At 67.8% G+C, this 21,216-nt stretch carries 19 protein-coding genes; all 19 read right to left on the bottom strand.

All coding sequences use genetic code 11. From position 1 onward, the window contains the following. Nucleotides 1-134: transposase (locus ACM0PY_RS10300; protein ID WP_495493256.1), on the bottom strand; the 134-nt coding region annotated here is incomplete at its 3' end. Between the two features lie 683 nt (nucleotides 135-817). After that, nucleotides 818-3,196, bottom strand: coding sequence for a methyl-accepting chemotaxis protein (locus ACM0PY_RS10305; RefSeq protein ID WP_180886190.1), 2,379 nt, complete (start codon nucleotides 3,194-3,196; stop codon nucleotides 818-820). Nucleotides 3,197-3,297: 101 nt separating this feature from the next. Further along, on the bottom strand, nucleotides 3,298-3,681 hold the full coding sequence (locus ACM0PY_RS10310) for a hypothetical protein (RefSeq protein WP_014647020.1): 384 nt from the start codon (nucleotides 3,679-3,681) through the stop codon (nucleotides 3,298-3,300). A 135-nt stretch (nucleotides 3,682-3,816) separates the two neighbouring features. Next, nucleotides 3,817-4,308 (bottom strand): chemotaxis protein CheW, encoded by a 492-nt coding sequence (locus ACM0PY_RS10315; protein WP_134972780.1) that lies wholly within the window; start codon nucleotides 4,306-4,308, stop codon nucleotides 3,817-3,819. A gap of 205 nt (nucleotides 4,309-4,513) precedes the next feature. Then, a complete protein-coding gene (locus tag ACM0PY_RS10320; protein WP_180886192.1) occupies nucleotides 4,514-5,287 on the bottom strand; it encodes a flagellar brake protein in 774 nt (257 codons plus the stop codon). Between the two features lie 160 nt (nucleotides 5,288-5,447). Next, a complete protein-coding gene (locus ACM0PY_RS10325; protein WP_180886194.1) occupies nucleotides 5,448-7,697 on the bottom strand; it encodes a methyl-accepting chemotaxis protein in 2,250 nt (749 codons plus the stop codon). Between the two features lie 372 nt (nucleotides 7,698-8,069). Then, nucleotides 8,070-10,058, bottom strand: a complete 1,989-nt coding sequence (locus ACM0PY_RS10330; RefSeq protein ID WP_414609431.1) for a chemotaxis protein CheA — start codon at nucleotides 10,056-10,058, stop codon at nucleotides 8,070-8,072. 45 nt (nucleotides 10,059-10,103) lie between these two features. Beyond that, nucleotides 10,104-10,469, bottom strand: a complete 366-nt coding sequence (locus tag ACM0PY_RS10335) for a response regulator (protein WP_005409521.1) — start codon at nucleotides 10,467-10,469, stop codon at nucleotides 10,104-10,106. Further along, nucleotides 10,466-10,774: an STAS domain-containing protein gene (locus ACM0PY_RS10340; RefSeq protein ID WP_019659587.1), complete on the bottom strand. Its 309-nt coding sequence runs from the start codon at nucleotides 10,772-10,774 to the stop codon at nucleotides 10,466-10,468. Before ACM0PY_RS10340 ends, ACM0PY_RS10335 begins: the two co-directional genes overlap by 4 nt. 289 nt (nucleotides 10,775-11,063) lie before the next feature. Beyond that, the gene (locus ACM0PY_RS10345) at nucleotides 11,064-12,323 is read right to left on the bottom strand and encodes a chemotaxis protein CheW (RefSeq protein ID WP_180886196.1); all 1,260 of its coding nucleotides are present in this window, start codon (nucleotides 12,321-12,323) and stop codon (nucleotides 11,064-11,066) included. After that, nucleotides 12,320-13,102, bottom strand: a complete 783-nt coding sequence (locus tag ACM0PY_RS10350; RefSeq protein ID WP_069138615.1) for a ParA family protein — start codon at nucleotides 13,100-13,102, stop codon at nucleotides 12,320-12,322. The genes ACM0PY_RS10345 and ACM0PY_RS10350 overlap by 4 nt, the downstream gene beginning before the upstream one ends. Before the next feature lie 4 nt (nucleotides 13,103-13,106). Then, nucleotides 13,107-14,123 carry a flagellar motor protein MotD gene (gene motD, locus ACM0PY_RS10355; protein WP_139727051.1) on the bottom strand — a complete coding sequence of 339 codons (1,017 nt, stop codon included), beginning with the start codon at nucleotides 14,121-14,123 and terminating at the stop codon, nucleotides 13,107-13,109. A 1-nt stretch (nucleotide 14,124) separates the two neighbouring features. Beyond that, nucleotides 14,125-14,865, bottom strand: a complete 741-nt coding sequence (locus tag ACM0PY_RS10360; RefSeq protein WP_049413360.1) for a flagellar motor protein — start codon at nucleotides 14,863-14,865, stop codon at nucleotides 14,125-14,127. Between the two features lie 90 nt (nucleotides 14,866-14,955). After that, nucleotides 14,956-16,815: a chemotaxis protein CheA gene (locus ACM0PY_RS10365; protein WP_134972162.1), complete on the bottom strand. Its 1,860-nt coding sequence runs from the start codon at nucleotides 16,813-16,815 to the stop codon at nucleotides 14,956-14,958. A 2-nt stretch (nucleotides 16,816-16,817) separates the two neighbouring features. Next, the gene (locus tag ACM0PY_RS10370) at nucleotides 16,818-17,423 is read right to left on the bottom strand and encodes a protein phosphatase CheZ (protein WP_032129220.1); all 606 of its coding nucleotides are present in this window, start codon (nucleotides 17,421-17,423) and stop codon (nucleotides 16,818-16,820) included. After that, complete coding sequence (gene cheY, locus ACM0PY_RS10375) at nucleotides 17,423-17,815, bottom strand: chemotaxis response regulator CheY (RefSeq protein ID WP_005413247.1); 393 nt, start codon at nucleotides 17,813-17,815, stop codon at nucleotides 17,423-17,425. Before cheY ends, ACM0PY_RS10370 begins: the two co-directional genes overlap by 1 nt. A gap of 57 nt (nucleotides 17,816-17,872) precedes the next feature. Then, nucleotides 17,873-18,616, bottom strand: coding sequence for an RNA polymerase sigma factor FliA (locus ACM0PY_RS10380; protein WP_005416423.1), 744 nt, complete (start codon nucleotides 18,614-18,616; stop codon nucleotides 17,873-17,875). Beyond that, on the bottom strand, nucleotides 18,613-19,500 hold the full coding sequence (locus ACM0PY_RS10385) for a MinD/ParA family ATP-binding protein (RefSeq protein WP_072166952.1): 888 nt from the start codon (nucleotides 19,498-19,500) through the stop codon (nucleotides 18,613-18,615). Before ACM0PY_RS10385 ends, ACM0PY_RS10380 begins: the two co-directional genes overlap by 4 nt. Further along, nucleotides 19,487-21,109 (bottom strand): flagellar biosynthesis GTPase FlhF, encoded by a 1,623-nt coding sequence (gene flhF, locus ACM0PY_RS10390; RefSeq protein WP_180886200.1) that lies wholly within the window; start codon nucleotides 21,107-21,109, stop codon nucleotides 19,487-19,489. Before flhF ends, ACM0PY_RS10385 begins: the two co-directional genes overlap by 14 nt. Between the last annotated feature and the right edge of the window lie 107 nt (nucleotides 21,110-21,216).

The raw sequence follows: 21,216 nt of genomic DNA on the forward strand, positions 1-21,216 counted from the left end.
CGATAGGTCGCCACCCAGCGCCTGACCGTGGAGAACTCCAGGCCGTAGCGACGAGCAGCGGCTTTGACCGATGTGGAGGTCTTGCAGGCCTCTTTGGCGACCTGCAGTTTGAAACGCGCGTCGTATCCGTTCATGTATCCCTCGGGGTTGGATCTGATGTCCAACTCCCGGGGGTCACTTCACTCCGGGGTCCGGCCCAGCCGCTGGCGGCTGGGCGTTCGGCCGCTTGCGAAGCAGTGCTTCGCAAGCAAAGCGCCCTCACCCTTGGGGGCTCGATGGCGCCTTGCTCGTGTGCGCAGTCCTGCGTACGCGGCAAGACCGGGGTTGGCCGTCCTGCCCAACCCGCCCGAGGCATGCCTCGGGCCCATGGCGCCAACGGTCCTGCCTGCCCACCCCGGCCCAGGCCCGCCAGCGCTTCACTTCGGCGGACGGCAAGAGCGTTGGGTTTCCAAGTGGAAAGAGGGGTCAGATTCGTTTTCCTGCGGAAAACGGATCTGACCCCGGTAGCAAGGCGGCTGTTGCCCTTGCTCTTGCTCTTCTTTCTTCAATCCGGGGTGGACACGCACGGGAAGTGTCCGTGGCCGGGAGGGTGGGTTGCGCAGGGGTGTCCGCGGCATGGATGCCGCGGCCAAGCCCCCAAGGACGGGTTAACGGCGTCCCCTGCGCAACCCACCCTCCCGGCCCAAACGAAGGAAATCCGCAGCGCTTCGCGACCCACCCCGAGGGGCTTCGCCGTTGGCTGGATACCCGATACCCCGTAAACGAAAACGCCCCAGCACAGGGCCAGGGCGTTCTCGCAGATCAGGTCAGGCAGGCATCAGAATTCCTGCCAGTCCCCATCGGCCAGTTCGGTGGCCATCGGGCGACCACCCGCCGTGCGTCGGGCGGGCGGGGCAGCCGGAGCCGGTGCTGCCGGTGCAGCCGGACGCGGGGCCGGGGCAGCGGTGCGCGGCGGGGCAACCACGGTATCGGCTTCGTCCACCACGAAGATCGACACGGCCTCGCTGAGGTGGCCGGCCTGTTCTTCCATCGCACGTGCGGCGGCGGTGGCTTCTTCCACCAGCGCGGCGTTCTGCTGGGTGGTTTCGTCCATCTGCACCACGGTCTGGTTGACCTGCTCGATGCCGGCGCTCTGTTCCTGCGAGGCCGCGGAGATTTCGGCCATGATGTCGGTCACGCGCTGCACCGAGGCGACAATCTCGCCCATGGTGGCGCCGGCCTTGTGCACCAGCGCCGAGCCATCGTTGACCTTGCCGACCGAGTCGTCGATCAGGCCCTTGATCTCCTTGGCGGCGGCGGCCGAGCGCTGGGCGAGGGTGCGCACTTCGCTGGCAACCACGGCGAAGCCGCGGCCCTGTTCACCGGCACGCGCGGCTTCCACGGCGGCGTTCAGTGCCAGGATGTTGGTCTGGAACGCGATGCCGTCGATGACGCTGATGATTTCGGCGATCTTCTTCGACGAGGCTTCGATGGCGGACATGGTGGTGACCACCTGGCCGACGACCTCGCCACCCTGCGAGGCGACACCGTGCGCGCCGATGGCGAGCTGGTTGGCCTGGCGGGCGTGTTCGGCGTTCTGGCGCACGGTGGAGGTCAGTTCCTCCATCGAGGCCGCGGTTTCTTCCAGGTTCGCGGCCTGCTGCTCGGTCCGGCGCGACAGGTCGCTGTTGCCCGAGGCGATCTCGCCGGCGGCCGAACTGATCGCGCGGCTGGATTGCTTGATGCGGGTGACGATCTCGCTCAGCTGCGCGGCGGTGGCGTTGGCATCGTCACGCATGCGCGCGAACACGCCCTGGTAGTCGCCGTGCATGCGCACGGTCAGGTCGCCCTGCGACAGTGCCGCAAGCAGGCCGGAGATCTGCTCGATGCTGCCGGCGTTGGCGTCCAGCAGGCCGTTGATCTGCTGCGCCAGCTGCAGGAAGAAGCCTTCCTTGTCGGTGGCGTCAATGCGGCCGGACAGGTCGCCGGCGGCGGCCTGGGCGATCACGCGGGCCACTTCCGCTTCAACCTGCGCTTCCTGGGTACGGTCGCGCCATTCCACCACGTAGCCGACGGTGTCGCCGCCTTCATTGCGGATGGTCGACACCACCTGGGCGAACTGGGCATCGCCGTACTGCATCGGGCGACGCGCGACACCGTGCGCCTTCAGGTTGCCCAGCAGGGTCTGGTCCATCTCGCCACGGTGCTCGAGCACGGTGACCGGCTTGCCGATCAGCGAGGCCTGGGCGTCGAAGTCCGGCAGGTCGCGGCGCACTTCGTCCTGGTACTGGCTCAGGGTCTGCTGCAGGGCGCGGTTGCTGTAGACGATGGTGTTGCTGGTGTCGGTCAGGTACACGCCGGTCGAGCTGTAGTCCAGCGCGGTGCGGATGCGCAGGTTCTCGCGGGCGACGGCCTGGTCGGTTTCGATGCGCTCGCGCAGGTCGCGCTGCATGCGCTGCATGGCCTGCATCAGTTCGCCCACTTCGTCCTGGCGGCTGACGTCGATATGGCCATCGAGCTTGCCACCGGCGACGTCGTTGGCGACCGAGACGGCGCCACGCACGCTGCCGACCAGTGCGCGTGCGAACAGCCACACCAGCACCAGGCCGAGCGCGGCGCCGCCCAGCAGGGCGATCACGGTCAGCACGGCCGAGGCGGAATAGGTGAAAGCGGCCTCTTCGCGCGAGGCGCGGGCGAGGCGGTTGTCTTCGGCGATCAGCGCTTCCAGCGCCGATGCAGCCTTGCGGTGCTTGGTACGGGTTTCGCCGACGAAGGTATCGATGGCGTCGTCCGGCAGGTCCAGTTCCAGCATCTCGGTGACGCTGTCATAGGACGCCAGGGCATCCTTCCATTCCTTGGCAAAGGTGTCGAACAGCTTCTTCTGTTGTGCGTTATCGACCAGCTTCGGATAGTCCTTGATCGACTTGTCCATGCTGGTGCGCAGGTCGGCGGCCTGCTTGCGCGCATCGGCCTTGACGTCGTCGCTGGCGCGGATCAACTGCTGGTAGGCGGCATTGCGGTACTCGCCCAGCATGCCGCGCATCTCGCCGGCGAGGCGGATGCTTTCCATGCGTGAACCGGCCAGCTCGGTGGTGACGTTGTTCAGCGAATGCAGGCCGCGATAGGCGACGATGCCCTGCAGCAGCATCACCAGCAGGAGGACGCCGAAGGTCAGCAGCAGCTTCGGCATCAGTTTCAGGTTGTTGATCCACGGCATGGGCGTTGCGAGCTCCTAAGGCAGACGCGCCCGGGCATCGGGCGCGGTTGCAGCAGAAACCACGCCGGCACCAGGTCCGGCGTAGTTCGACGGACAGCGGATTACTTGATGTTGGCCAGCTTCAGCCCAGCCGGCGAGCTGACTTCGATTTCCGCGCGCGAGGCGTCGCGCTGGATCTTGCCGATCACGCAGACGGTCTTGCCTTCCAGGGTTTCCAGCGGGAAGGAGAACTTGCCGCGGTTCTCGCCGGCGATGCGGGCCGAGAAGGTGTGGCGCGGGAAGGCACCGCCCATGTACAGGAAGGTCGGCTGGCCTTCGGAACCTTCTGCGTAGCGGGCCTTTTCAACCTTGCCACAGACCATGCCGTCCTTGCCGACCGAACGCGGCGCCATTTCCGGCGGGATCATGTCGGCCGACTGGGCGAAAGCGGAGGCGGCGGTGGTGGCCAGGACAGCGGCCGAGACGAACGCAAACAGGGACTTCATCGAGGGTATCTCCGGGGATGGTAACGATCGGGCCGGTCCTGCGCGCTCCTGCGCGACCGGCTTCTGTCCCCCTATCGGCACCGCCGAAGGGAACTGAAGGGTTTCGTGACTGGAACGTGAAGCAGTTCCGGTTGCTCAGGCAGCGACGTCTTCGGCGAGGGTGGCCTGGCCCATGTCGGCGCTGTCGAGCAGGGTCTCGATGTCCAGCAGGATCAGCATGCGATCGTCGTGGGTACCGATGCCGGAGATGAAGCGGGTGTCGACGGCGGCACCGAATTCCGGGGTCGGTCGGATCTGCTCGGCCGACAGCGGGATCACGTCGGAGACGCTGTCGACAACGATGCCGACCACGCGGTCTTCCACGTTCAGCACGATCATCACGGTGAAGGCATCGTAGCGGGCGTTGTCCAGGCGCAGCTTCAGGCGCAGGTCGATCACCGGGACGATGGTGCCGCGCAGGTTGATCACGCCCTTGATGTAGTCCGGGGCATCCGGCACGCGGGTAACCGCATCATAGCCACGGATTTCCTGCACCTTGAGGATATCCACGCCGTAGTGCTCGTCACCAAGCGTGAAGCTGAGGAATTCGCCACCGGTGCTGGCGGCGGAGCTGGTCTTGTCGTTCATCGAGGGGTCCTGGTTCTGCCGGAAGTCCCGGTGTCAGGCTCGATATCGGCTCCGCCGGGGGGGACTTTAGGTGCCCGGGGAAAGGCATCCACGCATGGCGTGGATCCACCGGAGATCGGTTGTGCTGGCCGCTGGCCGGCAATGGCCGTACCCGCATTGTCGCGACGTTGCCGGCCAGCGGCCGGCACTACCTGTTGGGCGGGCCTTAGAGCTCGCCGTTGCGGCGTGCCTTGCGTTGGCGGTCGATGCGGAAGATGTAGCGCTGGATGGCGCTGTCGGCGCCGCGCGGCAGGCTGTCGAAGCGCATGCCCACGCGCTTGACCTCGATGCCGTTGGGCTGGCGCTGGGGCAACAGGTTGCAGACCACCAGCGCGATGTCCAGGTCGGGGCCGTCCGGCAGCGACAGCTGCGCCGGATAGCGCTTCTGCAGACCAAATGCCGCGCAGTCATTGGGCACCACCACGGCCAGGCCGCCACCGCTGATGTCCACCACCCGCATCGACAGCGCTTCGGCCCGCGCTTCGCCGGGTGGCAGCAGCAGCTGCGGTGAATCAGTGACTGGCGTCTCCAACCGATACAGCTCGCGGCGCTGCAGGTGCACCAGTTCTTCCGGAAGCGGGGCGCGGAAGGCCACGTGGCCGTCGTTGTCCACGCGCTGCAGTTCCTGCAGGCGGAAGCGCACCAGCACCCGTTCGAGCTGGGCGAAGCACAGCAGGTGATCGGCCTGCTCGGCGGCGCGGTTGGAAGCTTCCTGCGGGCTGCCATCGAGCAGCAGGTAGTCCTCGTCTTCGTCGAGGTCGAGCAGCGCAGTGGGGAACGAACGGTCGCGGCCGTCGATGTGCGCGTTGATCAACGATCGCTGGTCGATCAGCGAGCGCAGCAGCTGCCGCAGCTGGCGCGGATTGCGGACCAGGAAGCGCTCGTCAGCGGCGTCGGCCGCGTGGACATCATGCACTGCAGTGTCGTTGCCGTCGGACATGGAATCTACGGTCAGGGGCGGGCGCCAGCACGCGTTGGCGCGAGGCTCGATGGGGATATCGGCCTCTGCACCGGATTATGAAGTGGGATTTGCATCACTTTCTACGCGTAAGGGGTCAGATCCCTTTCCTGCGGGAAAGGGATCTGACCCCGTGGTTCTGTCAGAACTCCTGCCAGTCGCCGTCGGCGGCCAGTACCGGCTGCGCCGTCGAGCTGCGCAGGGGGCGCGCGGAAGCCGGCTTTGCCGAAGGCGCGGCGGCTGCGACCTGGCGCGGTACCGGTGCCGCCAGCGGGCGTGCCGGAATGGCCGTCGTGCCGTGCGATGCCAGCCGGAAGCGGGCCACGGCTTCACCCAGCTGCACGGCCTGATCCTCCATTGCACGTGCGGCGGCGGTGGCTTCCTCCACCAGTGCGGCGTTCTGCTGGGTGGTCTCGTCCATCTGCACCACGGTCTGGTTGACCTGCTCGATGCCCGCGCTCTGTTCCTGCGAGGCCGCAGATATCTCTGCCATGATGTCGGTCACACGCTGCACCGAGGCGACGATCTCGCCCATGGTGCTGCCGGCCTGGTGGACCAGGCTGGAGCCCTCGGCAACCTTGCCGACCGAGTCGTCGATCAGGCCCTTGATCTCCTTGGCGGCAGCGGCTGAGCGCTGGGCGAGGGTGCGCACTTCGCTGGCGACCACGGCGAAGCCGCGGCCCTGTTCACCGGCACGCGCGGCTTCCACGGCGGCATTCAGCGCCAGGATGTTGGTCTGGAACGCAATGCCGTCGATGACGCTGATGATCTCGGCGATCTTCTTCGACGAGGCTTCGATGGCGGACATGGTGGTGACCACCTGGCCGACCACTTCGCCACCCTGCGAGGCGACGCCATGCGCGCCGATGGCGAGCTGGTTGGCCTGGCGGGCGTGTTCGGCGTTCTGGCGCACAGTGGAGGTCAGTTCCTCCATCGAGGCTGCGGTTTCTTCCAGGTTGGCGGCCTGCTGCTCGGTCCGGCGCGACAGGTCGCTGTTGCCCGAGGCGATCTCGCCTGCGGCCAGGGTGATGCTGGAGGCGCTGGCCTGGATCTGGCCGACGATCTGGGTCAGCTGCGCGACCGTGGTGTTGGCATCATCACGCATCCGGGCGAACACGCCATTGAACTGGCCTTCCATGCGCGCGGTCAGGTCGCCGGTGGCGATCGACTGCAGCAGCTGCGAGAGCTGGCCGAGGTTGCCGTCAGCCACCTGCATCATGGTGTTGAGGTGCTCGATCATCAGCTTGAAGTCGTGCTGGAACCGCTGTGCGTCGCCGCGCTGGCTGAAGTCACCGGCGGCGGCCGCCGCAGCCAGGTGCTGGATCTGCGAATTGATGGCCAGCAGGCTGGCCTTGGCCGCGTCCATGGATTCGTGCAGGATCGCGCGGCTGCCGGGCAGGCGGCGTGCATCCGGGCTCAGATTGCCGATGGCGTACTGGTTGAGTACTTCAATGGCATCGACGATCGCATCGAGGTGCTCGAAGATCACCGTGTTGATGCCGTTGGCCAGCTGGCCGTAGACACCCGGGAAATCTTCCGGGATGCGATGGCTGATGTCCGGGCCAGCGTGCATCTGTGCCATCAGCTGTGTCTGCTCGCTGAAGCGTCGCAGCATCGCCGTCATCTCGGCGGTGGCAGCGAGCATCCTGCCGGCTTCATCGTTGCTGGTGGCCTGGGTGCTGACGCTGAGATCACCGCGGGCAACGGCCTGGATGGCATGCACGGCCTTGCCGAGTGGGCCGGTCACTGCACGCGAGATGACGATGGCCAGCGCGGCAGCGACCAGCGACAGCAGCACGATGCAGCCGATGATGGCAATCATGCTGGTGCGGTGGGTGGCGTTGGCGTCGGCGATCTTGCGGTCCATCTGGCCGGCGATGTGGGTGCCCAGTGCCTTCATCGCAGCGAACAGGTCGCGACGCGCCGGGCGTGACTGTTCGTCGGAGATCTGCCGCGCCAGGACGCCGTCACCGGCGGTCACGGCGTCGCGCATCGCGTTGTTGGCGGCGAAGTAGCGGTCGAGCTGTGCGCTGGCTGCGCGATACAGTTCACGCTCCTTGTCCAGCGCCGGCAGCGCCGCGTACGCCGCCAGTTCGTCATGCACGGCCTTGGCGGTGTCGTTCATGCGCTTGTTGTAGTCGGCCACCTTTTCCGGCTGGTCGAGCATGCTCAGCTGGGCCAGTTCGTAGGTGCGGAACTCGCCGAGCTGCGAGCGCGCCTCGCCCAGGTGCTGGACCGAGGGGATATCGTTGCCAGCCATGTCGCGCAACTGCGCGTTGGCCTCGGACAGGCGGATCAGGGCAAAGGCACCCAGTACGACGGTCATCAGGGTGGTGAGGGTGAACCCCACGGCCAGCTTGCGGGCGATGGGCAGATCTTGGAACCACTTCATGCAGGGTGCTCCAGGTGGGCAGAGTGCGGGCGTCTGTGCGCCGGTTTGGGGGTGGTTGCAGAGCGAACGGGGGTGCCCGGTGGGGTTCGGTGACGACCGTCAAGGCGAAATAACGGCGCCGTCCGCGCGGACTTTATGGACGCAGATCACATTCGGTTGCGTAGGGATGACAGCGCGAAAGTGCTGTCCTGGCGGGGCTTGCGCTCGGATGACGTGGTTGCGCGCGAAACCATCGCCTCGACGGAGTTCACAGAAGGGATGGGGTCAGATCCCTTTTCCCTGAAAAGGGATCTGACCCCGGCTGGAATGGAGCACACAAACAAAAACCGCCGCCCCGAAGGGCGGCGGTCCATGACCCGCATGCGGCGTGGATCAGGCGGCCTGCGGCATCCGCAGTGAGCGCACCAGTCCGCCGATGTCAACGATCAACGCGACGCGGCCGTCGCCAAGGATGGTTGCACCGGACACTCCGCCGATACGGCGGTAGTTGTTCTCGATGTTCTTCACCACCACCTGCTGCTGGCCGACCAGTTCGTCCACTTCCAGCGCGATTTTCTGGCCATCGCCTTCCACCACCACCACCAGCGATTCGCTGCCCGGTGCGCGGTTGCCGTAGCCGTAGTACTCGCTCAACGACAGGATCGGCAGGTACTCGCCGCGCACGCGCAGCACGCGGCCTTCGCCGGCCATGCTGCGGATATCCTCGGGCTGCGGCTGCAATGCCTCAAGCACGTAGGCAAGCGGCAGGATCAGGGTTTCGCCGGCCACGGCCACAGTCATGCCATCGAGGATGGCCAGGGTCAGCGGCAGGCGGATCAGCGTGCGGGTGCCGGTACCGAGGCTGCTTTCGATCTGCACCTCGCCGCCCAGTGCCTGGATGTTGCGGCGGACCACGTCCATGCCGACGCCGCGCCCGGACAGGTCGGTGACCGCATCGGCGGTGGAGAAGCCAGGCTGGAAGATCAGGTCCCAGACCTGCGAATCGGTCGGGTTGTCCGGCACGGCCAGGCCGCGTTCGTGGGCCTTGGCGAGGATCTTGGCGCGGTCCAGGCCACGGCCATCGTCGCTGACTTCGATGACGATATGGCCGCCTTGATGCGAGGCCGCCAGCGTGATCGTGCCGGTCTCATCCTTGCCTGCACCGCGACGTACGTCGGGCATTTCCAGGCCGTGGTCGATCGAGTTGCGCACCAGGTGCACCAGCGGATCGGCGATCTTTTCGATCAGGCCCTTGTCCAGTTCGGTGCCTTCGCCGACGGTGCGCAGGCGCACCTGCTTGCCGAGGCGGCTGGACAGGTCGCGGACCAGGCGCGGGAAGCGGCGGAACACCGCATCGACCGGCAGCATGCGCACGCCGATCACCGCTTCCTGCAGGTCGCGGGTGTTGCGTTCAAGCTGGTCCAGCCCGGCGAACAGGCTCTCGGCGTGGACCGGGTCCAGCGCATGCGAGACCTGCTTGAGCATGGCCTGGGTGATGACCAGCTCGCCGACCAGGTTGATCAGCGCATCGACCTTGTCGACGCTGACGCGGATCGAGGTTTCCGCTTTCTGGCTGGCACCACCGCTGGCGGCAGGCGCGGCAGGTGCAGACGGTGCCGCTGCGACCGGAGCGGGAGCCGCAGCGGCCGGCGCCTGGGTGGCCAGGCTCGGCGGCGCGGCGGGACGGATGTCCAGCTCGCAATCGTCCAGCACCCAGGCGAAGGTGTCTTCGATCTTGCTGCGCGGCACCTTGCCGACCAGGCCCAGATCCCACGCAAGATGGGCTTCGAGCGGATCAAGCTGGGCGAAGCCCGGCAGGCGTTCCATGCGCGCAGCGACCTGCAGCGAACCGAGGTGTTCCAGTTCGCGGATGATGCGCAATGGATCGTTGCCGCTCATGAACAGCGACGGCGCCGGGGTGAAGCCGATCTGCCAGGCTTCCGGCGTATCGTCCACCTTGGCTGCCGCGGCCGCCGGGGCGCTCGCTGCGGCCTGGCCGGAAAGAACCGCTTCCAGGCGTGCCTTCACTGCAGCGACTGCAGCCGGATCGGCAGCCTGGCCGTGCTCGGCTTCGCGCAGCAGGGCGCTCAGCACGTCCACCGAGGACAGCATGGCGTCGACGGCGTGACCTTCCAGGGCCCGCTTGCCGGCGCGCAGCTCATCGAGCAGCGTTTCCAGCACGTGGGTCAGGCCAGCGATCGCGTCGAAGCCGAAGGTGCCGGCGCCGCCCTTGATCGAGTGGGCGGCGCGGAACACCGAATTGATGATCTCCGCGTCCTGCTGCCCCGATTCCAGGGCCAGCAGGCCAGCCTCCATCGCATCGAGGCCTTCGCGGCTCTCCTCGAAGAAGGTGGCGTGGAAGCGTTGCAGGTCCATGCTCATGGCAGTGGTGATCCGGAAGCGAAGAGGGGGAGCGGCGCCGGGCGATCAGCCCAGCACTTTCTGCACGGTGGCGACCAGCTGTTCGGGATTGAACGGCTTGACCAGCCAGCCGGTGGCACCGGCGGCCTTGCCTTCGGACTTCTTGTCGGCGGCCGATTCGGTGGTCAGCATCAGCAGCGGGGTGAACTTGTAGTCCGGCAGCTGGCGCAGTTCGCGGATCAGCGCGATGCCGTCCATGTTCGGCATGTTGACGTCGGTGACCACCGCGTTGAAGCGCTGGCCCTTGGCGCGACCGAGCGCGACCGCGCCGTCTTCAGCTTCTTCGACGGCAAAACCGGCCGAGGTGAGGGCGAAGGACACCATCTGGCGCATCGACGCCGAATCGTCCACCACCAAGATACGTGCGCTCATGCAGCGTTCTCCACAGATTTCAGGTTGTCATGGGTTGCGTCCAGGCCCAGGGCCTGGGTGACGCCCAGCAGGCGCGCGGCGTCACGGAAGGTTGCGGTGCAACCGTGGAAGCCGGTGCCCAGGCCTGCCTCGCGGCGGGCCTGCACGAATGCACACAGCACCTGCACGGCGGCGGTGTGGATGCGGGCGACCTGGCTTGCATCCAGGGTCAGCTCGCCTGCCTGCGCCACCAGCGGGGCGAGGCGGTTCTTGAGCTCGGTGCTGCTCTCGATGCCGAGATCCCCACCCAGTTCGACAGTGCTCATCGTTGCTCCGGACAAACGGTTCCGTGATCCATAACGGCACCCCGGTGGGGTTCTTTAGAAGAATCGACGCGATGCGTCGATGCGGTCGCTGTTGAAAAGGGGACGGAGGGGATTAAGTCGCAATCGACCTGGCTCTACTGCAGCGCCCTCTGCAACGGCGACCGCGCAGTGGGGACGTAAGGTGTTGATCCAACGGATCAACTCCTTGCGTCCCCGACAGGGACCGCTTCGGCGCAAAGCGCCGAGCCACTTGCGACTTAATGCCCTCCGTCCCCTTTTTCTTGGCGGCTCAGCTCAACAGCCGGGTGGCGTCGAGCAGGATCATCGGCCGCTGGCTGACCCGGGCCACGCCGCGGAACAGGTCGTTTGAGATCTGGCAGATGCGCGCGGTATCGGGCGGTTCGATCTGCGAATCGGTGAGGTTGGCGACATCTTCGACCGCTGACACGCGCAGGCCGATGGTCTCGCCGTCCTCCTCCAGGACCACGATGCGGGTCTGCGCGTCGTCCTCGGCGGCGGCCGCGCCCAGGTGCAGGCCCAGGTCCATCACCGGGACCACCTGGCCGCGCAGGTTCATGATGCCGAGCATGGCCGCTGCAGTGCCACGCAGCGGCAGCAGGGGCACCGGCAGCACCACTTCCTGTACCTTCAGCAGTTCCAGCGCATAGGCCTGGGTGCCGCAGCGAAGGCGCAGCCAGCGCGAAGTGCGTTCGCCGGCGCGTCGGTTCTGCGGGTGCGGGCTGCGGGCCGGTTGGTGGGCCTGCGCCTGCAGCTCCTGCCAGGTGCCGGGACGGTTGCCTGCCGGGGCATCGGCGGCGACGCGCGGCGGCGGAGTGGCGGTGCGCGCGGCCGGGGCCGGGGCTGCAGGTGCAACCGTCGGGGCCACCGGTGCTGCGACCACGGCGGGCGGTGGCGTGGCTACGTCTTCGCCACCGGCGGCCGCCTCGAACGCGGCCTGCAGGCCGGGGCTGTCGGTGTGGGCGAGGCGATGGCTGTCCGCCGGATCGGTCTCGTAGATCACCTCGTCCGGCAGGTCGTCCCAGGTAGGTTCCGGACCGGCTTTTGCAACGACGGCGGGTGCCGGCGCGGTTTCGTGGATGACTTCCTCAGGCAGGTCATCCCAGGTCGGCTCGCGTTCGGAAACCGCTTCTCCCGCCGGACCCGGCCCAGCGCTAGCGGAGGCGGCAGCGCTCTCGAAGGCCGCTTCCAGCACCGCGTCGTCCGGGCTTGGCGCGGCGGCGACGGATTCTGTTTCGTAGATCACCTCGGCGGGCAGGTCATCCCAGGTGGGTTCGCGCGTGGGTGGTGCGGTGCTCTCGAAGGCGGCTTCCAGCGCAGCGCTGTCCCCGCTCGGCGTGGCGGCGATGGTTTCGGTTTCGTAGATCACTTCGGCCGGCAGGTCGTCCCAGGTCGGTTCGCGTTCGGCGACTGCTTCGATCGCCGGGCCTGGCCCGGCGCCTGCGGGCGGCAGAACGGCAGGCGGCGGCGCGACCATCGCCTCGCCCAGCAGTTCGTCCAGGTACTCGTCGAGGATGCCGGTACTGTTCATGCGGCCTGCTCCAGGGCGCGGGCATCCTCGCCGAGGATCCAGTTCAAGGCGCGCCGGTAGGCTGCCAGGCCACGGCCCGGGTAGTCCTCGCCAGCGCTCGGCAGGGTCAGCCCGGCGGCGTTGCTGATGCGGGTATCGATCGGAATGGCGTCTTCCCACACGCGGTTGCCGTGGCGATCCTGCATGGTGCGCAGCGACTCGTTGCCGGCGCGGGTGCGGCGGTCGAACAGGGTCGGCAGGATCGAGATCGGCAGCGGGCGGCGGCGCGAGCGCTCGACCATCTCGCCGGTGCGGACCATGCCATCCAGGCCGTGCAGGGCCAGGGGCTCGGCCTGGGTGGGAATGATGAGACGGTCGGCTGCGGCCAGCGCATTGATCATCAGCAGGCCGAGGGTGGGTGCGCAGTCCAGCAGGATGTAGTCGTGCTGGCCCTGGTGGCGCGCCAGCGCGTTCTGCAGGGCCAGGCCGAGGCCGGGCTGGTTGGCGCTGCGGCGTTCCAGCGTGGCCAGCGCCGACTGTGCGCAGACGTAGTCCAGGCCATGGATGTTGCTGGCATGGCAGAGGCCGGACAGGTCCGCTGGCGGTGTGCCGAACAGCTCCAGCACGCCGGCCGGCGGCGGGTCCACCGGCACGCCGAAGGCGCGGCTGAGCGAGGCATGCGGATCGAGGTCGATCAGCAGCACGCGATGGCCGAGTGCGGCCAGGCCGCGGCCGAGGGCGAGGGTGGTGGTGGTCTTGCCGACTCCGCCCTTCTGGTTGGCGACTGCCCAGATGCGCATCGGATTACTCCTTCATTGCCGGGGGAACGGCGGCGCCGACGCGGCTGCCAGCCGGCACCGGCGGCAACTTCACCGGTGCGATGGGGGAGGTGGGGGCGCTGGCCGGAGTTGCGGCGGCCTGTTCGGTGACGGTGCTGTCGGTGGCGCCGGTGGCTGCGTTCAGGCGCTGGCCGAGCGGATCCACCGAGTGCGACGTGTCGGCCAGGATGATGACCATCACCCGGCGGTTGCGGTTGCGGCCCTGCGCGCTGTCGTTCTCTTCGCGCGGGCGGAACTGGCCATAGCCGACCATCGCCAGCCGCGACGGCTGCACGCCCTGGTCGGCGAACAGGTGCACTACGCTGGCTGCGCGCCCGGCCGACAGTTCCCAGTTCGACGGGAAAGTGGCGGTGGCGATCGGCACGTTGTCGGTGTGGCCTTCCACGCGCACGCTGTTGGGCACGTCGCGCAGCACCTCGGCCAGGCTGGCCAGGGTCTGCCGCGCATGCACGTCCAGCGCGGCCGAGCCGGTAGGGAACAGGATATCGCTGTTGATCTCGACTTCGATCCACAGTTCGGTGCGGCGCACGCTGATCATGCCGCGCTCGATCAGCGGCGCCAGTGCGGCGGTGAGGCGATCGGCAATCGTGTTGAGCTGGCGCTCGGCACGGGCGATCTGCTCCTGGTTGTGCACTGACACCGGCATGCGCATCTGCGAGGCCATCGACGGCAGCAGGGTCGGGTCGTGCGAGGGCGCCGGCGCGGAGGGACCGATCTTGGTGCCGGACTTGATCACCGAGGGGCTGTCCCAGCCGCCGCCCTGCACCTGCTTGTTGCCCACCTGCACCGGGTTGATGGTGCGCGGTGCGCCACCGAAGGCATCGGTCAGCGCGTCGGCCATGATCCGGTACTTGCCCTCGTTCACCGAGGAGATCGCATACATGACCACGAAGAAGGCGAGCAGCAGCGTCATCAGGTCGGCATAGGGGATCGCCCATGCTTCGTGGTTGGCGTGCTCTTCGTGGTGCTTGCGGCGGGCCATGTCAGTGCAGGAAGCCGGAGAGGTTGGTTTCGATGTTGCGCGGGTTCTCGCCCTGGGCGATCGAGATCAGGCCTTCGATGACCATCTCGCGGTCGCGCGTGTTGTGCGAGATCACACTCTTGAGCTTGGCGGCGATCGGCAGGAACAGCAGGTTGGCCGAAGCGATGCCGTAGATGGTGGCGGTGAACGCGGCGGCGATGCCGTGGCCGAGCTTGCTCGGGTCGGCCAGGTTCTTCATCACTGCGATCAGGCCCAGCACGGCACCGATGATGCCCAGCGTCGGTGCATAGATGCCCATTGCTTCGAACACCTTGGCGCCGGCCTGGTCCTGGTGCTCCTGGCTGCCCAGTTCAATTTCCAGCATGTGCCGCATCGATTCGGGCTCGACGCCGTCCACCAGCAGCTGCAGGCCCTTGCGCAGGAACGGGTCCTGCTGTGCTTCCACCTGCGATTCCAGGCCCAGCAGGCCCTGGCGGCGGGCGATGTTGCTCCACTCGACGATCTGCTGGATCAGCTCGCGGCGGTCGCTGTGCGGTGGACGCACGACCCAGCGCACGATGCTGAACGCATGCTTGAACACTGCCGGCGAGGTGTGCAGCAGGATCGCAGCGACGGTGCCGACGATGACGATCACGAACGCCGCAGGCGACCACAGCGACGCCAGGCCGGCGCCCTTGAGGATGCTGCCACCGACCAGCGAGGCCAGGGCGAGAAAGAGTCCAATGAGGCTGAGTCTATCCATGGATCCGGTATCGGCTTGTATGAATGGGACTTGAGACACCGGTACGGGCTACTGGTGCGACTTCACGGTTTTACGGGTTCAGCAAGCGGGTCAGTCGTGCGGGCTGCGCAGGCCGTCCACATCCAGGATCAGTGCCATGCGACCATCGCCGATCAGGGTTGCACCGGCGTAACCGCGCAGGCCGCGGAGGGCTTTCGGCAGTGGCTTGATGACCACTTCCTCGCGCCCGCGCACCTGGTCCACGACCAGGCCGAAGCGCGCTTCGCCGGCCTGCAGCACCACGATCGTCAGCAGGGTCGAGGCGGCCGGCGTCACATCCAGCCACTGGCGCAGATCGACCAGCGGCAGCGTATGCGAACGACGGTCGAGCACGGCGCGGCCATCGAACCAGCCCAGCGAGGTGCGCGGCGCGTGCAGCACTTCCATCACGCGCGCCAGCGGCAGCGCATAGACGTCCTCGCCGGCCTGCACCAGCAGGGTCGGCAGGATCGCCAGGGTGAGCGGCACGCGGATCAGGAAGCGGCTGCCACGGCCCAGCTCGGACTGGATCTGGATCTGGCCACTCAGTTCGCGGATGCGCGACTGCACCACATCCATGCCAACGCCACGGCCGGAGATATCCGTGACCTGCTGCTTGGTCGAGAAGCCGGGCAGGAACACCAGGTGCAGGCACTCCTCGCTGCTCAGCCGGGCGGCGGCCTCCGGATCGATCAGGCCCTTCTCGCGTGCCTTCGCGCGCAGCTTCTCCGGATCGATGCCGGCGCCATCGTCCTGCACTTCGATGCTGACGTAGTCGCCTTCCTGCTGGGCCGACAGGCGTACATGGCCCATCCGCGGCTTGCCCTGTGCTTCGCGCAGGTCGGGCATTTCCACGCCATGGTCGATGGCGTTGCGGACCAGGTGCACCAGCGGGTCGGCCAGCGCTTCGACCAGGTTGCGGTCGAGCTCGGTCTCGGCGCCGATCAGCTCCAGGTCCACTTCCTTCTTCAGCGAGCGGGCAACGTCTCGGGCGACCTTGGGGAAGCGCGAGAACACCTTGCCCACCGGCTGCATGCGGGTACGCATCACCGCCGACTGCAGGCGCGCGGTGGCGATGTCCAGGGTGGACACGGCGCGGTCCAGTTCTTCGTCGCGCAGGCGCGCACGCAGGGTCTTGAGCCGGTTGCGCGACAGCACCAGTTCGCCGATCAGATTGACGATCGCGTCCAGGCGCTTGGTGTCCACGCGCACGGTGTGTTCGGCTTCAGCCAGCGGCTTGGCGGCGGGCTTGGTCGCCGCTGCAGGTGCCGGTGCGGCCGGTGCCGCCAGTGGGCGTGGTGCCGCGATCGGTGCGGGCGCTACCGCAGCGATGGGCTTGGCGCCGGGTGCGGCGCCACCGTGCAGCTGGTCGAGCAGGGCTTCGAACTCGTCTTCGCTGATCAGGCCGTCGTCAGCCTTCTTTGCCGGCGCGACCGCAGTCGGCGCGTTACCACCGTGCAGCTGGTCGAGCAGGGCCTCGAATTCGTCGTCGGTGATCAGGTCGCCGCTACCGGCCGCCGCTACGGCGGTCGGGGCGGCCGGCGCGGTGGCGCCTCCGTGCATGTCGAACTGGGCGATCAGCTCCGGCGGCGCATAGCCCGGCTCGGTGCCGGAGGAAACTGCATCCAGCATCGCTTGCAGGTAGTCCAGCGATTGCTGGGCGGCATCGAAGTGATGGGCCTGCAGCACGGCCTGGCCCGCGCGCGCGATGCCCAGCGCTTCTTCGGCGGCGTGGCACAACTCGACCATGGCGGTGACGCCGAGGAAGCCGGCGCCGCCCTTGAGCGTGTGGTAGCCCCGGAACACCGCGTTGAGCTGCTCGGTGTCCTGTGGTGCCTGCTCCAGCGACACCAGCTGTTCGCCCAGGCGATCCAGGATTTCCTGCGCCTCGATGATGAAATCGGCAGTGATGTCGTCGGATACCGCGCTCATGCTTACAGCCCCAGGTCCGACAGCAGGTCGTCGGCGTCGTTCTGCGAGACCGCGTGGCGGTCCAGTCCCTTCAGTGCCGGCCCGGCCAGTTCCGGATCGGTGCGATGCTGTTCCGGCGGCAGGCCGAGCGCGCCGAAGCCCTCATGCACGCGGCGGACGATGCCGACCACGCGACGGATGATCTGCCCGGTCAGGTCCTGGTAGCTCTGGGTCAGGGCGATCTCGGTGAGGTTGTGGCGGATGCGCTCGAGCTGTGCATCCTGGCCCGGCTGCAGGCCTTCGGCGCGCAGCTGTTCGGTCAGGCTGCGGCATTCCTCGGCCAGGTCCAGGGTGCGGTGCGTCGCCTGTTCGGTCATCGCCACCACGTGGTCCAGGCGTGCGCAGGCATCGTCCAGTTCGCCGGCCTCGCTGGGCACGGTCGGCAGTTCACCCAGGGCCTGCCCGAGCTCGCGGGCCAGCCGCGAGAGGCCGCTCATCATCGGCTGCGTGCGCAGCGCGACCAGTCCGTCGATGCGTTGCCGCCAGGCGGTTTCGTCACCGGACTCCAGTGCGTCCAGTGCTTCCTGCAGGCGCAGGGCGAGGGCATTCTTGTCGACCGTGGTGTCCATCAGGCGCTGGCCGCCAGGCGTTCGAAGATCTTGCCGAGCTTCTCTTCCAGCGTCTGCGCGGTGAACGGCTTGATGATGTAGCCGTTCACCCCGTTCTGGGCCGCTTCGATGATCTGCTCGCGCTTGGCTTCGGCGGTGACCATCAGCACCGGCAGGGTCTTCAGCTTGGCGTCGGCACGGATCGCCTTGAGCAGCTCGATGCCGGTCATGACCGGCATGTTCCAGTCGGTGACCACGAAATCGAACGGCTGGCTCTGCAGCAGCGACAGCGCGGCATGCCCGTCCTCGGCTTCGGCGGTGTTGGTGAAGCCCAGATCGCCCAGCAGGTTCTTGACGATGCGACGCATGGTCGAGAAGTCGTCGACGATCAGGATGCGCATGTTCTTGTTCAAAGCAGAGTTCCTTTGTTGTTCATTCCGGGCGGCCGGGGGCAGCTGCCTCGGGGATGTTCATTCTTCGAGGCCGGCGTCGACAGCCTCGAATACCTTCAGCCGGCCGCGCAGGCGCAGCACGGCCTGGCCGTGGATCTGGCAGACCCGCGACTCGCTCACGCCGAGCACCGCGCCGATCTCCTTCAGATTGAGTTCCTGCTCGTAGTAGAGCGAGAGCACCAGCTGTTCGCGCTCGGGCAGATGGCCGATGGCCTTGCCCAGCTCGCGGCCGAACTCGCTGCGCTCCAGCACCTGCTGCGGGGTCGGGCCACCCTGGGCGACCGTGTCCAGCTCGCCCTGGTCCTCAATGCGCGACTCCAGGCTCAGCACCTGGCCACGCGCAGCGTCTTCCATCAGGCGCAGGTACTCGGGCAGTGGCATCTCCATCGCGGCGGCCACTTCGGTGGCGCTGGCGGCGCGGCCGCTGCTCTGTTCCAGGCGGCGGATGGTGGCCGCAGCATCGCGTGCACGGCGGTGCACCGAGCGCGGCACCCAGTCGCCACGGCGGATCTCGTCGATCATCGAGCCACGGATACGGATCGAGGCATAGGTCTCGAACGAGGCGCCCTGGTCGGCGTCGTAGCTGCGCGAAGCCTCGATCAGGCCCATCATGCCCGCCTGGATCAGGTCGTCGACTTCGACGCTGGCCGGCAGGCGCGCGGCCAGATGGTGGGCGATGCGCCGCACCAGGTCCGAGTGCTGGGCGATGACCTCGTTGGCCGCCGAGCGCTGGACTTCCCTGTACTGGGCCGCGCCTTTCATGCCGCCACCCCGCGCTGCTTGAGAATGCGTTCGAGGAAGAACTCGACGCCGCCGCGTGGTTCGGTGGGCGCCTGCCAGCGGGCCGTGCGGCGCGCGATCTCGGTGATCGCCAGTGCGGACGGGCTGGACGGGTAGGCCTTCACCACCGGCTGCTGGCGCTGCACCGACAGGCGCAGCCAGTCATCCTGCGGCACGCAGCCCAGGTAGTTCAGCGAGACATCGGCGAGGAACTTCTCGCAGACGCGGGTCAGCTTCTCGTACAGCACGCGGCCCTCGTTGGGGTCGCGCACCATGTTGGCCACCACCTGGACGCGGTCCACGCCACGTTCGCGCGAGAGCACCTTGATCAGCGCGTAGGCGTCGGTGATCGACGCCGGCTCGTCACAGACCACCACCACGGTGTCCTGCGCGGCCTGGCAGAAGGTCAGCACGCCGTCGGTGATGCCCGCGGCGGTGTCCACCACCATGATGTCCAACTCGCGTTCCAGCTCGGAGAACACGTTGACCAGGCCGACGTGCTCGGCCGGGGCCAGCTCGGCCATGTGCCGGCGGCCAGACGCGGCCGGGACCACCAGCACGCCGTTCGGGCCTTCGACGATGACGTCGTCCAGCGAGCAGCGGCCGGCAACCAGGTCGGCCAGCGTATAGGTGGGGTTCAAGCCCAGGATCACGTCGATGTTGGCCAGGCCGAGGTCGGCGTCCAGCAGCAGCGTGCGCTTGCCCATGCCGGCCAGCGCCACGGCCAGGTTGGCCGACACGTTGGTCTTGCCCACGCCGCCCTTGCCGCCGGTCACGGCGATGGTGCGCACAGGGCCGAGCGGCTCGCTGCGGGTGGCCGACAGCGGGAAGGTCTTGGTCAGCTTGGCGTACTCACGCGACGGCATGGTTCAACTCCGGGTTGCAGGGCATATCGGCCGCTCGGCGCAAATCTTCAAGGCGAAGTACGAGATTGGCCGCACTGGCCCGGTGCAGGTCGTCCGGAACGTCCTGGCCGTCGGTCACCCAGGTGATCGGCAGGGCGTGGTCCACGGCCACCGACAGGGCGTTGCCGAAGCGGCCGGTTTCGTCCAGCTTGCTCAGCACCAGGCCCTGCAGGTTGGCGGCACCGAAGCGGCGGACCACCTCGTCCATGTCGCCGAAGCTGGTGTTGGCCGGCAGCACCAGCAGGGTGCGCACCTGGCGCGCGGCTCGCAGCCACTGCAGCTGGGCGGCCAGCGCGCGGTCGCGCGGGCCCAGTCCGGCGGTGTCGATCAGTACCAGCTTGTAGTCCTTCAGGCGTTCCAGCAGCTGGTCCAGGTCGGTGCCGCTGTTGGCCTCGTGCACGGCGATGCCGAGCTGCCGGCCGTAGCCATACAGCTGCTCGCGGGCGCCGATGCGGGTGGTGTCGGTGGTGACCAGAGCCACGTCACGCGGCGCGTGCTTCTCGGCGAACCGCGAGGCCAGCTTGGCGATGGTGGTGGTCTTGCCGGCGCCGGTCGGGCCCACCAGCGCGATCACGCCGCCTTCCTCCAGCGGGTCGACCGGGGCGATCGGCAGCTTGCGCGAGATCAGCCCCAGCATCAGGCCGCGGCCTCGGTGCGCCTCGGTCTCCAGCGGAATCTGCATGGCGACGTCGCGGGCCAGGCCAGCATCGAAGCCGTACTCGTCCATCAGGTCCAGCGCGGTGGCGCGCACCGGGCAGCCGCGCAGGCGCTCGTCGGTGAAGCGATTCATTTCGCGCTCGATGACCTGGCGCATGCCGGCCACTTCCTGGCGCAGCTGGCGGATCTCGGCGTCGTCCTGGGCGACCACGGTCAGCACCGGGGCTGGGGCGAACGTCGGCGTCGGCGCGGCTTCGACGGTGGCATCGGCCAACGCCGGTTCGCTGACGGCGACCTCCGGCTGCGTTTCAGACAGGGCTGCGGTCGGCAGCGGTGGCGGCTGCACCGCCGGCGCCACGCTTTCGTGATGCGCCTCGTGCGGCGGATCGATCTGGAAACGGGCGCGGTTGGCCGGCGCGGCGACGGCCGGTGCCGGTGCAATGATGGCCTCGGCGAACGGGGCGAAGATCTGGTCCGGCAGTGCCGGTTCATTGACGGCGGCGCGTGCCAGCGTGGCGGCGAAGCCGGTGCTGCCGCGGGTTGGCACGATCTCGTCGGCGCTGTCGAGGGTGCGGCCGGTAGCGCCCACTGCTGCACGGGCGAGGGCGGCCACCGCCGAGGTGGTGGCGGCAACCGGTTCCGGTGCCGGGGTGCTGCGGCGGCGGCGGGTGACGGCGGCGATCACCGCGTCGGCGGCGGTGCGCGGCTTGGGTGCCGGCGGCGGTGCAACGTCGCGGCGCGAGGCTTCCAGCGCACGCTGCACCGCGCTCTCGTCGTAGTTGGCGGCGGCGACGATCTCGATGCCTTCCTCGATCCGGCGGTTGGACAGGATCACGGCGTCAGGACCATGCTCCTTGCGCACCAGGTTCATGGCCGAGCGCATGTCGGCGGCGACGAATCGTTTGATTTTCATGCTGTGGTCACGAGGCGAAGACGGCGGGGTGGCGGTCGGGGAACTCGGGTGGTCGGTGGTCTGCACGGTGCGGGTTCCCCTTGGTGTCTGTCTGTTGCGTTGGTTCG

Origin of the sequence: Stenotrophomonas sp. BR163 (assembly GCF_047520985.2) — a bacterium.
Taxonomy (GTDB): Bacteria; Pseudomonadota; Gammaproteobacteria; order Xanthomonadales; family Xanthomonadaceae; genus Stenotrophomonas; species Stenotrophomonas sepilia.